The organism is Levilactobacillus andaensis (assembly GCF_016861695.1).
In the GTDB taxonomy this organism is placed as follows: Bacteria; Bacillota; Bacilli; order Lactobacillales; family Lactobacillaceae; genus Levilactobacillus; species Levilactobacillus andaensis.
In genome coordinates this window covers 40,622-54,204 of the sequence record NZ_BOLP01000014.1, presented here as the reverse complement: position 1 = coordinate 54,204, position 13,583 = coordinate 40,622, and the positions used below count along the sequence as shown (strand labels likewise).

Genomic DNA, 13,583 nt, shown 5'->3' with positions numbered 1-13,583 from the left:
TCTACCACTTTCATCTCATTATTTGGCCATTTAGCCTAACTTTTTCTCATCATTTTTTAACCATGCCGTATAATCGGCGGCCCATTGGGGTTCTGCGTTAATTTGCCAACCGGTTTTTACCCGCACAAAATAGCCGCCGTTGACCAAGTCCTGTACAAAATCATGTTGCGCACGGGCTAATCCCTCCTTGCCATCGAATCGACCGGCTTGTAAGTGGCCACCAATCAATGCCAATCCTTGCTCGGCCAGCCGTTCCACTGTGGCCGGTGTTAAGACCTCGCCGCGCAAGGCAAACATCCAAGCACCCACGACCGCCCGCCACACCAGGAGCCCCTGACCAAATAACGGTGGCGTCACGCGCTGGGTCACAAAGACCGTCGGAAAGCCCGCTAAGTGGTGCCCATGCAGATACAGTGTCTCTTGCAACGGACGTAAGGCGGGAGTCGCCCGCAAGAGTTTTTGGTCTAAGTCGTGCCGAAATTGACGAACATTGATTGGTGGTATCCACAGCCGCCGCTGATTTCCCACCTCCAGTTCTGCCAAGCTAGCCACCCAACTCTGCCAATAACCATAAGTTCCCGTAGCATCTTGATAGAGGTGATGGATCAGCCGAATCTGTTGACGACCCACATCCCAAAAGAGCAGGCACAGTCCCCAACCACGTAACGGACTGGCAAACCGGTCAATCAGGGACCAACCTATTTTCTGGCGGGCAAAGCGTTCCCCCAATAACCAACAGGGATAGACACCCAATTGACGATACCCGGCAGTCCGCTGAGCCACCTGTTCGGAGCTGATCGGACTGCATTGAAATTCTACCGCGACAGGATGATCACGGGCGACCCAACAGTCAGCACGCTGCTGAATTTTCGGCAAGATTTTCTCAAGTGTCACCGGACCCCAACCACGGAAAAATTCTGCCAATTGCCGTTTGCCTAAGACATGTTGCTGCGTCTCGCCCTCCGTCGCCACCGCGCAGTCTCCCAGGCTCTTGTGCGCAAAGTACGGTTGTACTCGGGTCCCATGATGAAGAATCACGGTCTCATGACATGCGGGACAGCAATAGTCATTGCGCCGAGCGGCATCCTGAGCATCAACTAATTTTTGATCCACCAACGCAATTAGCATGGCTCCCATCCCCTTTACACTGACTAACTCCGTAAAGGGTTGTGAACCATTTTTTATACTCAAAATAAATTTAATTGTAAACAAAAATCGCCACTGCCTAAACTCGACAATCGCGATTCTTCGATTCATATTTATTCAGCCTTCGGGAAGTGCGCAATCACTTGATAGATTGGTCCCTTAGCCGAGAATTTTTGCTCGTATTCAGTCTCAATGTCTTCCACGCCATCGGTTGCGGCGTGCAGGTCCAACCAGACACCATCAAAGACCAAGCCGAAATTGTTGAGGCTCCCTAAGGAATATTCGAAGAGGCCGCGGTTGTCGGTCTTGAATTGAATCTGACCTTCAGGCTGTAAAACATCAGCATAGTGGGCCAAGAAGACGGGAGACGTCAGCCGGCGTTTAGCATGGCGACTCTTGGGCCACGGATCGGAAAAGTTCAGGTACAAGCCGGCCACTTCACCCGCGTCAAAGAAGGTATTGATGGCTTCACCATCCGTGTGGACCATTTGAATGTTGGTCAAACCGCTGGCAACGACCTTCTTCAGGGCGGCCGCAATCACGGACATCTGAATTTCGATCCCAATAAAGTTCTGGTCGGGATGTTGCCGCGCCATTTCAACGATGAACTGGCCCTTCCCCGTTCCAATTTCGACAAACAAGGGTTGTTCGCTTGGAAAACGGCTCTGCCAGTTACCCTTCAGTGGTTCTGGTTCCGTGACCATCTTGTCGGCATGGTCTTCAATATAGTCCTTTGCCCACGGTTTGTTTCGCACACGCATCGTAAAATTCCTCCTTGATTGTTCCTAAGTTCTAAACAACAACGGCGGGCTCGAGGTTTGCCCCGCTCCCGCCGACGTCTCTAATCAGTCACTGACTCTCTCGTCAGCTTTTCTAATAAAATTAAATGTTGATTCATAATTTGGAAGCGTTGTTGGTGGTAACTCTCGGCAATGATGCTCAGGCAATGAACCCGCGCATACCAGTTCACCCGAGACGTTAAGTCCGGTGTCAACCGTTCGCCGTAATCCTGTAACCACCGTTGCCACTCCTCTAACGGCACGTACTCACAGAGTAGTGCCCCGAGGTCGAATGCTGGATCAGCAAACGTTGCGGCATCCCAATCAACCAAGTATAACCGTTGGCGATCGGACAACAACCAATTCTTATGATTTAAATCACCATGACAAACCTCATAGTGCGTCTCGGGCAGTTGGGGCTGCTCAACCTGTAAGCTAGCAAAGGCTGACTGAATCAGCGGATGTTGGCGCAAATCCGCAGCTAAGGCGGGTTGCAAGCGAGCTAACAACTGGGCGGGCGTTGTGGAACGACCGCCGACTTTTAATAACATTTCATGAAGCAGTTTTGAGTGATGCGCTCGGTGAAGAATTCGCGCGACCCGCTGTTCGCGCATTTCTTTGCGATGCAACGTTCGGCCATTCAACCATTCCTGGGCAGTCATCACGTCCCCCGAAGCTAGGCGTTTCGTCCACACTAACCGCGGGGTGATTCCCTCGACGGAAAGTGCTGCAAGAAACGGTGACGCGTTTTGTTTTAGGAACACCTTTTGTGACGCCTTCGTGCCCATATACGCTGTGCCAGTGTTGCCACCCAGCGGAAATAAGCTCCAGCCGTCACTAATATCTAGTGCCATTCGTGCCACCCCTCCTCGATTTGTCAGCTATTATTAATTCTATGGGGAAACTGCGGCAACGTCAAGCCTTATTTTTCATTGCGCGAGCCAATCGCTGTGGCGTGTAGATTCTGGCCAAATACCAAACCTCGACGAGTTCAACTATCAAAGCGATTCCAGCCGTCATCAGACTCAAATTAGCCACGACGATCACTAACCACATCAGCAAGGCTGCGACTCCTAAAATCAGTGTGACGAGGTGTTCAAAACTCTTCAACCGCAATTCCGGCGCAATCGGATAGATATGGGTGAAAACCACGTCGTCATACTGCTGGAAGAACGGTAAGAGCTGAAACCCAATCAAATAGATGAAAAGTGCCGCCAGAAAGACAGGGAGCCATTCGCCCCGCACGAAGTACAACAACAACATCCCAATGACCGTCAGTCGAACCACTAGTCCACTAAAGTCAGTGCCCCGGACCATGCCGCGGCTAAAGAGATACGCGTAAGTCTGCTCATGCGTCGACTTGATTGGCTTGAACAGCCAGTCGAGGTAGCGCCGGCGTTTGATGGTGCCCTCCACCATTGGGACTTCGGTGAACAGGTTGAAGAACCGATAAATTCCCAGCATCCGGTTATCTTCGATCTTAATCTGTTCGCGCCAACGAATTTGCTGTTGTTGCCAGTGACGTTGCATCCAAACGGCCACGGCTCCATCCGCTAAAATAGCCAAGACAATCGCAGCGTATGGCGTTAACCAGACACCCACGGCCAGTGCAACTAAGCCCAACACCCATTTGATGGGCCATTCGTTCATCCGGCGTTGCCCCGTCACCTGGTAGGCACTCGCCAGGTCTAAGCGCAACAGCGTGTCCTTTAAAATAACCTGTGCAACCAATAAGCCCACAATCTGTGGTACCGACCATCCCAGGGCTACCCGCAAAAATGGTGCCAAGAGAAAGACGACAATGACCTGCGTCGTCTGGGCCAAGCCCTGGCTGTACCGGCGTGCCGCCACTAGGTAAGCATGCATGGCGCGTTCCTTTGGTAAGAGGAAGACGCGGTCGGCATCTTCAATCAATGTCGCGAACCGACCGACCTGCAGCGTCACCAGCAAGACCAAGACGACAACCACGGGCGCCCACCAAAGACCCATTTTCAACTGTTTTAAGACGTTTGAGTAGCCATAGCCCAGGCCACCCAAGAGAAACATTAAAGCAAAGACAAAGAAATCATTGAAGACTAGCCGCAAATATTTCGCCATTTCCCGGAGATGGCGTTGCAGCCGTGATTTAAATAGGTCGGTCATGCGCGGTCGACCTTGGTCATTGAAAGGTAAATATCGTTCAGCGATTCCCCCGCTTCCGGAAGAGCGGCTTGTAACTCGCTGAGAGTCCCCTCAGTCTTAACTTGACCATCATGCAACAAGACAAAGCGGTCACAGTACCGTTGGGCGGTATCCAACACGTGTGTCGACATCAGGATGCTGGCCCCGGTCTTCTTCCGTTGTTCGATCAAGTTCAACAGGTCATTAACGGCCAGTGGATCCAATCCTAAGAAAGGTTCGTCGATGATGTAAAGTTTGGCCTGCGTTAAGAACGCACAGACAATCATGACCTTTTGCTTCATCCCCTTAGAAAAGTTCGCGGGGAACCAATCCAATTTATTGTCGAGCCGGAAGATCTTTAACAGGTCATGAGCGGTCTCCCAGGCCTGCTTTTGGTCCAAATCATAAGCCATCATGGTCATTTCCAAATGCTCCCGCAAGGTCAGTTCCTGATACAACACTGGCGTTTCTGGAATGTAGGCAATCTGCTGCTTGTAGGCCTGACTGTCCTGATCAATTGTGACGCCATTTAGCGTAATTGTTCCTTTATGTGGCGTTAATAGGCCGATAACGTGGTTAATGGTGGTCGACTTCCCAGCCCCATTTAACCCGATCAATCCGACTAATTCTCCGTCCCGAACGTCAAAGCTAATATCCTTTAAGACGGGGATCTGTGAGTAACCACCCACAACATGGCTGACTTCTAAAGCCATTATGCATCCCTTCATTTCTTTTAAATTTAAGTTTTAAGACCGCCGGCTGGACCGCCAAATCAGGCGAAATCACGGCTAACGGATAACTGTCCTATTATACCATAGCCCACTAGGTAAACGAATTCGTCTGGTAGGTTGGAATAGACGAAACTGTGTCGCCTGCGGCTGTCAGGGATTCCGCCTGCTAAGGTTGCGCACCCACCCTTGCCGGAAAAGATTAACCATCGTTTGCTGTCCCGCCATTCACTACAAAATAATGGTAAGAAGACTAAACTTCCAAGATATGCTCGAAAATGTACGTAATATGATAACTAACGATTAATAATTCTAAACGTCAATCGATAGCTACCGTGGAATGTCACTCATGAGACGGTATACCCTTATCTGGCAACTCAGACTGTTTATGACCACCAACATTTTTCATGTCAGAAATCAATCGGAGCCGGAGGAAGCCAGGGATGGAGCTGGCCGTGATAATGGCGTTGGCTGGTGTTCTGGCCAGCCTACACCATGGGCGACTTTGAAGACACGTGGTCTTGGCGTGACTTCAAATCGAGCGAGAAGCCTGATGGTCTTTCAGGCTGAAGCGTCCCCACAGCCGCGGAATCCCTGGCAGCCGCAGTGCAACCATTTTATATCTAGCCAAATCCAATCCTTATCACTAACTAAACCGCTTGCCAAGCCGGCTCCTCGATGGTGTATAATGAATGAAATCGAACCGAAAGAAGGAGTTTTCATGGATCAAATGACCCTCGAGCCACACTATGCCGACGACTGTGTTTTCTGTAAGATTTTAAAGGGAGAGATTCCTAGTTACACCGTCTACGAAGACAATATCGTTAAGGCCTTTTTGGATATCTCCCAAGGGACTCCCGGCCACACGCTGGTCATTCCGAAGACACACGTTCAAGACATTTTTGCCTACGATACTGATCTCGCTGCCGCAGTGTTCTCCCGGATTCCTAAGATTGCCCGCGCCATTCAAGCGGCTGATCCGACTATTACGGGGATGAACATCGTGAACAACAACGGGAAGGTCGCTTACCAGTCCGTCTTCCACTCCCATTTCCACCTGGTTCCTCGTTACACGGACCACGATGATTTCAAGATGATTTTCCAGGACAACTCTGGTAACTACACCCCTGCAAAGTACGCCGCAATTCAAGAACAGATCAAAGCACACTTGGAGGCTTAAATTATGCAAATCGGTCGTTTCTTAGCGGGTAGCGTCCTCGCAGTTGGCGTTGGTTTGGCCGCTTACTTAACTTTAACCAAGCAAGACCCCCTCACCTGGGGAAAAAGTGTTGGTGAACAAGCCAAGCACACGGCGGCTAAAATTGATGACGTCAAAGACGCCAAAGATAATTTAACGCAAAGTACCCAACGATTAACCACCGCAATTGATGCGGCGATGCCAGTTCTCGATGATATTCAAACGGATATTGAAAAATTTACGTTTAAAATTGCGCCCCGTGTCGAAAAAATCGAAGAAACCGCGTCACGCTGGGACAATGCGTAAATTTGAACTTTTTGTAAAGCTTTGCCGACCTTTTTAGGTTTAGCAAGATTTGTGTTATGATGTCTGAGTATGGTGTTTACACCAATTTTGATGAATGGATGTGTTGAGCAATATGAAGAAATGGTTTATTGCCCTTGCCGGTGTGTTATTAACCTTTACGCTTGCCGGCTGTGGGAGCAAGACCGTTGCCACGACTAACGGTGGTAAGATCACTGAAAGTGCCTACTACAGCAGTTTAAAGGGTACTTCCTCTGGTAAGCAGGTTCTGCAACAAATGATTTTGAACAAGGTCTTGGAAAAGGAATACGGTAGCAAGGTCAAGAAGTCCGCTGTTACCAAGCAATTCAACCAATACAAGGCGCAATATGGTTCATCATTTAGCAGTGTCTTAGCCCAAAGCGGTATGACCCAATCCAGTTTGAAGACGGAAATCCGTTCTAACTTACTGTTGAAGGAAGCCGTTAAGGACAACGTCACGGTTACTGATGCGCAACTTAAGAAGCAATTCAAGAGTTACGAACCAGAAGTTACCGTTGCCCACATCTTAGTTTCCAAGAAGTCCACTGCTAACACCGTTATCAGCGACTTGAAGAGCACTAAGAAGAGCAACCTGACTAGTGAATTCACGAAGTTAGCTAAGAAGTACTCTACTGATACGGCTACCAAGAACAAGGGTGGTAAGTTGAGTGCCTTCGATAGCACTGATACTTCTCTTGACGCCACCTTCAAGAAGGCTGCCTTCAAGTTGAGCACCGACGAATTTACCACAACGCCTGTTAAGACGCAATATGGTTACCACGTCATCTTGATGTTGAAGAACCCTGGTAAGGGCACTATGAACCAACACAAGGCTGAACTGAAGAAGCAAGTTCTTGACAACGACATGAACGACAGCACTGTTTTACACAATGTTGTGGCTAAGGTCTTGAAGAAGGGTAACGTTTCTATCAAGGATAGCGACTTGAAGAACATCCTTTCTGACTACTTGTCATCAAGCAGCTCATCAACTACTGCAAGCTCATCTTCTAAGTAACATCAACTCATTTATGACTACGATTAAGGGCACCGACTATTTTGGTCGGTGCCCTTTTTGTGCTGGCCATAAACGTCATAACCGACCACCTTTCATCAAACAAAAAAGGACTGATAACCAGTCCCATTTCTAAATATTCTACTTACGATTGAAAATCACCCATTAACTTTTAATCTGAAAATTCTACTCCGTCTTCGGTTGCGGCGTATCTGTCGTTGGCCGGTAAAAGCGCCGGCCATCCATCGCAAAGACCCGTTCCGAAAACTCGCCGGGTTCCGTGTGCCCCACGACCGTATCGAGCATCATGATTGAGGCATCCAATTCATCCAGTTGGTGTAAGACGTCGGCCTCACGCAGCGCTGGCCGGACGGGTGACCCATATTCCAACAGGCCATGATGGCTGAGAATCATGTGCCGCAACAACAACACGTCCTCCGCCTGCGGGTCCAATTTCAATGGATCACAAGCCCGGACCAGTTCGCCATCGATCAGCACGATGTGACCGATCAAGTTGCCGGCCAACGTGTAGGTCGTCGACTTGGGCCCGGACAGTTCAATCGTCTTGCCCAAGTCATGTAGGATTGCGCCGGCATACAGCAAAGGCGCGTTCAAATCTGGATACTGGTCCACAACAGAATGGGCCAGCTTCAAAATAGAAATCGTATGAAATGCCAGTCCACCCTGAAAGGCATGGTGGTTACTCTTGGCCGCCGGAAATGTAAAGAACTGATCCTGAAATTCTGCCAGGAGCTTCCGAACGAGCCGGTTCCACGTGGGCTGGGTGATCTCAAAAATCGTTTGGTTAATGTACTCTTCCATCTCGGCCCGTGACATCGGTGCGCGCTCGATGAATTGATCCGGATCGGCTGGTTCACCTGGTCCCGTCAAACGTAAATGGAAAATTTTGATCTGTGGGTGCGTTTGATAATTCTCGCGCTTCCCTTGCAGATGAATGACCCGGCCAGCCACGTAGTTTTTGACATCTTCCGCCGAAGCATCCCAGTATTTCCCTGAGATTTCACCAGACTGGTCCTCAAATACCAAAGCAATGTACTGTTTACCGTTCTTTGCAGTCCGTACGTCCGCTGATTTTAACAGCGCAAAGACGTCCACCGCTTCATCAACATCGTAATCCATTAACTGTTTTGTTGCCGCCATTGAAGTCCCTCCTAGTCAGTTAACCGAATCAAATTTCCCGCAATCGCATTTACCGTGACATCGGCCGTCAGAAAAATCACCTGCACCGTCTCACTAATTTCAGCTAAGAGCGCATAAGCCGCTTGTCGCCGATGCTCATCAAAGTTCACTAAGCCATCATCGATCACTAACGGCATGCCGACGCGTTGGTTCATGACCACCGCGAAAGCCAATTTAACGGCTAAATCCAGCTGCTCCGCCGTGCCCCGGGAGAGTTGGCCAACCTCGCGCCACTCTCCCGTTGCCAATTGAACCCGTAATGTATTGGGGGTTAATTCAATTTCAGTATACCGGTTTTCAGTTAATTTGCCATAAAATTCACTAGCTTGGGCCACAATTTGGGGTAAACGGTCACCCGAAGCCGCCGCTAAGGTCGCCGCAATCCATTGGCGGGTCAAATTTTTTGTCAACCAAGCCTGCGCCGTTTCCTGCATCTGGGCCTCTAGGTTGGCTAATTTTTGTTGCAAACTAGCTTGCGTCCCGCTGGCCGTCAGTTGGTCAAGCTGACCTGCTAACGTTGCCAAACTCGTTGTCAGCGTATCCAGCTTCCCTTGCAAAGCCTGCTGTTGCTGCTGGGCCTGTTGGACAGTGACTGTCAGCTCAGCTTGCGTCGCATACTGCTGCAAGGCTTTCTGCATCGCTGGCCCTAGTTGTGTCGCTAGTGCCTGCTGCTGGGCCGTTTGATTGTCCTGTTCACGAATCTGCTGGTAATGGTGATAGAACTCGTCGACCGTTGTCAGGTTTCGCGTCCGCAAGAAGGTCTCCTCGGCGTGTTGGGCCTGGGTCAGGGCGTGCTGAGTCCGCTGAATGTCTGTAGCCACAGTCGTCAGATCCGTTTGCTGCGAACTGAGGGCCTGACGGGTCACCTGCAGCCCTGCCAGTTGTTGGAGAACCGTTGCTAACGGCTGATTTTGTAGCTCGGGTAAGGCTTGGGCGACCGCCATTTGAAACTCACTGATGGTCTGCGTTGCGGTCGTCACTTGCTCCGCCGTCTGCTGCAGTTGTTGGGTCAGGTGCTCCCATTCGCCAATGGCCGCCTGTGCCGCCGACCATTGCTCCACCGGAATCTGCCCCAAACCGTAGGAATCACCCACGGCTTCCAGCTGATTGGTCAGGGCGTCTTCCTGCTGCCCACCCTCGCGAAGCTGGGCTTGAATATCGCGAATACTGTCGGTTAAGTCTTGCAGTTGCCGACTTGCCGGCGTCTCACCATCCACGATGAAGGCGCCGTAATAACCGACCGCCACCCCACCCAACGCCCCAATCAACTTAAAGAGTGTCCCGGGAAGAAACATGGCACCTACCAAGATAACCAGACCGGCCGCTAACCATCCCAACTGCTTATCCGCTAGGGGATTGTGCTGTTGTCGCCGGGTTGGCTGCGCTTGACGATAATCCTCATTGAGACGGTTCAACTCCTGTTGCAACTGACGCCGTTTTTGATTGGCCGTCGCCAGCTTTTCCCGCAATCGTTTGACCTGCTGCATCGTCGCCAATGAAAATGGGCGTGGCATCTGACCGTCCGGCGCATATTGTTGCTCGATAGCCGTCGCCCGTTGCTGATAATCCTGCTGACTCGCTCGTAGTCGCTCACAAGTCTCATTGGCCGCTTTAACCATTGCCAGCTGCTCGAATAACGGGTCAACTTGGGCCGTTGCCGCCAAATACTGGGTGAACAGCGGCGACAATTTTGTCGTTTGCTGTAATTGTTGCAGTTTGGCCTGGCCCTCTTTTAAGGTCGTCGTCATCGCCGTCGTCTTACTGGTAAGCCGCTCCAATTCGGTCGCATCTGCCCGGGCAAACCCCGTCGTTGTGAGCGGTTGTTGTTGCGCTAGCTGTTGCCACTGCACGAAGGTCGGCCAACTAGCGGCCTGTTGTTCGAGCTGCGCCGTGACCTGCCGTTGCTGTTGCAATTGTTGTTGAAGTTCCCCCTGTTGCTGCCGCTGCGTTTGTTGCCGCTGGAGGAGATCCCAGTACGTCCCATACGCGGCCTTGGCCTTGGCAAGCTTGGCTGTAAGTTCCTGATGTTCATGTAGTTGCTGATTTAAAATGGGATTACGCCCTTGTGGTTTATAAAGCTCATCCGCTTGTTTCCCAAGTGTCTGCGCCTGTTGCAGCCAAAAGTCACTGCCAATAGCGCCGACATGGCGTAATCGGTCGACCAATTCCTGTTTGGATGCGGAAAAGACGGTGCCTAACCGCGGTTCATTCATGGCATAAACGTTGGTAAACAACGTTTCATCGACTGGTTCTAGCAGATGTGGCAGGCTCGCTGCTGGCAGCGTCATTTCCGTCGTCAGGTCCCGCAACGTGACGGTTCCTCCGCGTGGGCCATCCGTCCGTGTCACCAGGTAGCGCGTTTGCTCCCGGGTAAAGGTAATCTCGCCGCCAAAGCGACTGCCATCCAGCGGTTCATACCGCAATTCCGGATGCTTTTTGGTCGGAAAGCCAAACAAGATAGCCGTGATAAATTGAGTCAGCGTTGATTTACCAGCCTCATTGGGTCCCACCAGAACGTTTAGTCCCGCAGTGAGGTCGAAGGTCCGGTCATGAAATTTACCAAACCCATAAATCGTTAATTGGTTAAGATACATCGTGACCCGCCTCTCCCATTGCCTGTCGTAAGTCTTGTTCTGCCAACTCCCGTAGCTGCGTGCGTGTTGTCGGTTGCGCGAACCAGTCGGCCAGCGCTGGATTCTGTGCTAATTTGCCGAAAAGCTGCTCTTCGTTAGCCGCAGTGAAAACGGTTGTGGCCCCCTGCTCCCAATACCGTTGATCCAGCTGAGGAGCAGTCAAGGTGGCCGCTGGAGTCGTCACATTTAACCGCGTGATGAACTGTTGACTGGCCTTCATCTGGCGTTGATGTGTCTTCTGAAATAGACTGAGCCAATCGCTCGAAACGGACTCTGCCATCGTGGCCGCCAACTCAACCGTCATTCCCGTCAGCGTCGGTTTCGTTGCCGGATGCTCGACCAGCCATGCCGTCACTTGGTCCCCCAACTCGCTTAAAGTGGTCGCCGTGAGCTGAACGATCGGTGTTTCCCAATCAACCACGCCAGTCTCAAAGAATTCCGGTACCAACTTTCCCTGCTGACTAGTGACCAAATAGGCACCCTTGGTCCCCGTCTCGTTGATCGACCGCCCCTGTGGATTTCCGGCATATAAAATCGGCGGCTGTTCATTTAACAACTGACGGTGGTGGATGTGACCTAACGCCCAGTAATCGTAACGTTTAGCCAGTAATTCTGCGATGGTAAACGGCGCATAGTGGTCAGCACTCCCCGTTGCCACCGCCCCGTGCAACAGACCAATGTGCCAATCCGTCTGCGCGTGGTCTGGAAAGTCGCTGACCGGATCAGCCGTGACCCACCGTTCGGGATAGCTAAAGCCACTGACCGCTACGGTTTCACCGGAAGTCAGCGTGATGGTCTCCGTCCCCACCTCGGGGCCAAACGTGGTCACATTGGCCGGATACGCGACCGTCTGATGCTGATCAGCAGCGTAGTCGTGGTTCCCGAAGCTGATGAAAACTGGAATCTGGGCATCAGCCAGCCGCTGAAACTGCTGAAACAGAAATGCCTGGGCCGCCACACTCTGTTCTGAACGGTCAAAGAGGTCGCCCGCCAACACCACAAAGTCAACGTGCTCCGCCAAGGCCCGGTCAAAAATTCGGGTCGCCGCGGAAAAAGTTGACTGCCGCACCGTTGCCAGTAACGCACTGGGGAGGGTGGTCAATCCCAGAAATGGACTATCCAAATGTAAATCTGCTGCATGAATAAATTTCACGGTAAGAGCTCCCCCTTTTCTATCTGAATCAAATTTACTGATTATTAAACTAATGTGACCTGATTGCACTAGGTCTACCAGGAATTTCTCCGGCTTAGACTGCACGCGACCATAATAATTGCTCAACACCTCGTACTCAGCAAATTTTCCAATCTAACTGACAACAACTTTTATAATCATTTTAGCTGCCAGAGGACCACCGTGTTTAGCCGAGAGGTCGGCAGATATGGGCTCAGGCGCGTCGTTCTGCTTAGCTGGTGGTGATTTTCCCACCGGCTTAGCAGAAAACCAACCTTGGAGACTCGTGGCTTTCGAGGCTTCAAGTTGTGTTCGCACCGTTCCAGCCCATATCTGCCGGCCGGTAAGGCGAGGAAGCCACCAATCGTTTTTGTACTCTTTAGTCTGAATCGAAAAAAATCGCCGGCACCGACCTCCCGAATGAGTGGTTGCGCCGACGATCCTTTGCCTAGCCCTGGTAAATGTTTTGGATGGGTTCGGTAATCATCTTATTTAAGTTGGATAACAGGTCGTTAACGCCCCGTTCTGCTTCCATTAAAGCCTTGATGGTATCAATCTTAGCAACCTTGTCAGCAACTTCACGGGCGTTCTTCATTTCGTCGTCAGTTAATTGTTGGCCGGCCATCTGCTTCTGTTGTAAGTCCAACTGAATTTGTTGGAATTGCTTGAACAGCGTGTAGGTGTCGTCGTCTGCCTTCATTGCCTCGAAAGAAGCTTTGAGACTCTTAAATTGATCCGTATCTTGTAGTGCTTGGGCGATTTGTTCGCTCAAGTCTTGCATCTTGTCAGCCATTGGTGTTCCTCCTAATTGGGCCTTATGCCCAGAATTACCACCTATTCATTGTACCATGCTTTTTCCTTGGGCCCAACGAAAATTCTACACTTGCTTAAAGTGGTCGCCTCCGGCTGCCAGAGATTCCGCCTGCCATGGGGAACGCCTCCAGCCGATGGCTTCCGGCTCGCCTGAAAGCCGCGAAGTTCACGCGTCTCTCAGATCGTCCCACGATGTAAGTCGGGAAAATACCCCGACAAACATCGTCGTCACGGCTGGCTCCATCTCTGGCCTCCTGCGGCTAAGGTTAGTGATTTCCCATTATGAAGTTCAGACAGAATATACGGTCATGCTAGCTAATAATCGTAGTGTGACCTATCCATTTATCCTCAGAGGCCGCAACCAAATACGACATAAACGAAAATGGACGTGATGGCTAATTGAAATTTTCCAATCAACC

The 13,583-nt window shown here is 50.9% G+C and carries 12 protein-coding genes; 3 read left to right on the top strand and 9 right to left on the bottom strand.

Features of this window, described 5'->3' with window-relative positions; genetic code table 11:
* Window positions 1-30: 30 nt before the first annotated feature.
* The 5 genes from JUF10_RS10605 to JUF10_RS10585 form a co-directional block, all read right to left on the bottom strand.
* Window positions 31-1,128, bottom strand: a complete 1,098-nt coding sequence (locus tag JUF10_RS10605) for a competence protein CoiA (protein WP_203642141.1) — start codon at window positions 1,126-1,128, stop codon at window positions 31-33.
* A gap of 131 nt (window positions 1,129-1,259) precedes the next feature.
* Window positions 1,260-1,907 carry a tRNA (guanosine(46)-N7)-methyltransferase TrmB gene (gene trmB / locus JUF10_RS10600; RefSeq protein ID WP_203642140.1) on the bottom strand — a complete coding sequence of 216 codons (648 nt, stop codon included), beginning with the start codon at window positions 1,905-1,907 and terminating at the stop codon, window positions 1,260-1,262.
* Window positions 1,908-1,987: 80 nt separating this feature from the next.
* Window positions 1,988-2,779 carry a phosphotransferase family protein gene (locus JUF10_RS10595; RefSeq protein ID WP_203642139.1) on the bottom strand — a complete coding sequence of 264 codons (792 nt, stop codon included), beginning with the start codon at window positions 2,777-2,779 and terminating at the stop codon, window positions 1,988-1,990.
* 61 nt (window positions 2,780-2,840) lie between these two features.
* Window positions 2,841-4,067, bottom strand: coding sequence for an ABC transporter permease (locus tag JUF10_RS10590; RefSeq protein WP_203642138.1), 1,227 nt, complete (start codon window positions 4,065-4,067; stop codon window positions 2,841-2,843).
* Window positions 4,064-4,798 carry an ABC transporter ATP-binding protein gene (locus JUF10_RS10585; protein WP_203642137.1) on the bottom strand — a complete coding sequence of 245 codons (735 nt, stop codon included), beginning with the start codon at window positions 4,796-4,798 and terminating at the stop codon, window positions 4,064-4,066. The genes JUF10_RS10590 and JUF10_RS10585 overlap by 4 nt, the downstream gene beginning before the upstream one ends.
* Before the next feature lie 736 nt (window positions 4,799-5,534).
* Between JUF10_RS10585 and JUF10_RS10580 the strand changes: the two genes are divergently transcribed.
* The 3 genes from JUF10_RS10580 (at window position 5,535) to JUF10_RS10570 (ending at window position 7,350) form a co-directional block, all read left to right on the top strand.
* Window positions 5,535-5,993 carry an HIT family protein gene (locus JUF10_RS10580; protein ID WP_203642136.1) on the top strand — a complete coding sequence of 153 codons (459 nt, stop codon included), beginning with the start codon at window positions 5,535-5,537 and terminating at the stop codon, window positions 5,991-5,993.
* 3 nt (window positions 5,994-5,996) lie between these two features.
* Window positions 5,997-6,317, top strand: a complete 321-nt coding sequence (locus tag JUF10_RS10575; protein WP_203642135.1) for a hypothetical protein — start codon at window positions 5,997-5,999, stop codon at window positions 6,315-6,317.
* Between the two features lie 112 nt (window positions 6,318-6,429).
* Window positions 6,430-7,350: a peptidylprolyl isomerase PrsA gene (locus tag JUF10_RS10570; protein ID WP_203642134.1), complete on the top strand. Its 921-nt coding sequence runs from the start codon at window positions 6,430-6,432 to the stop codon at window positions 7,348-7,350.
* 183 nt (window positions 7,351-7,533) lie between these two features.
* Here JUF10_RS10570 and JUF10_RS10565 read toward each other — a convergent pair whose 3' ends face one another.
* The 4 genes from JUF10_RS10565 to JUF10_RS10550 all read right to left on the bottom strand — a co-directional run bounded on the left by JUF10_RS10565 (window position 7,534) and on the right by JUF10_RS10550 (window position 13,144).
* Complete coding sequence (locus JUF10_RS10565) at window positions 7,534-8,508, bottom strand: 3'-5' exoribonuclease YhaM family protein (RefSeq protein ID WP_203642133.1); 975 nt, start codon at window positions 8,506-8,508, stop codon at window positions 7,534-7,536.
* An 11-nt stretch (window positions 8,509-8,519) separates the two neighbouring features.
* Entirely contained in the window at window positions 8,520-11,141 is a 2,622-nt protein-coding gene (locus JUF10_RS10560; protein WP_203642132.1) for an ATP-binding protein, read from the bottom strand.
* Window positions 11,131-12,333, bottom strand: coding sequence for a metallophosphoesterase family protein (locus tag JUF10_RS10555; RefSeq protein WP_203642131.1), 1,203 nt, complete (start codon window positions 12,331-12,333; stop codon window positions 11,131-11,133). The genes JUF10_RS10560 and JUF10_RS10555 overlap by 11 nt, the downstream gene beginning before the upstream one ends.
* A gap of 466 nt (window positions 12,334-12,799) precedes the next feature.
* Window positions 12,800-13,144: a YlbF family regulator gene (locus JUF10_RS10550; RefSeq protein WP_203642130.1), complete on the bottom strand. Its 345-nt coding sequence runs from the start codon at window positions 13,142-13,144 to the stop codon at window positions 12,800-12,802.
* Window positions 13,145-13,583: the final 439 nt, after the last annotated feature.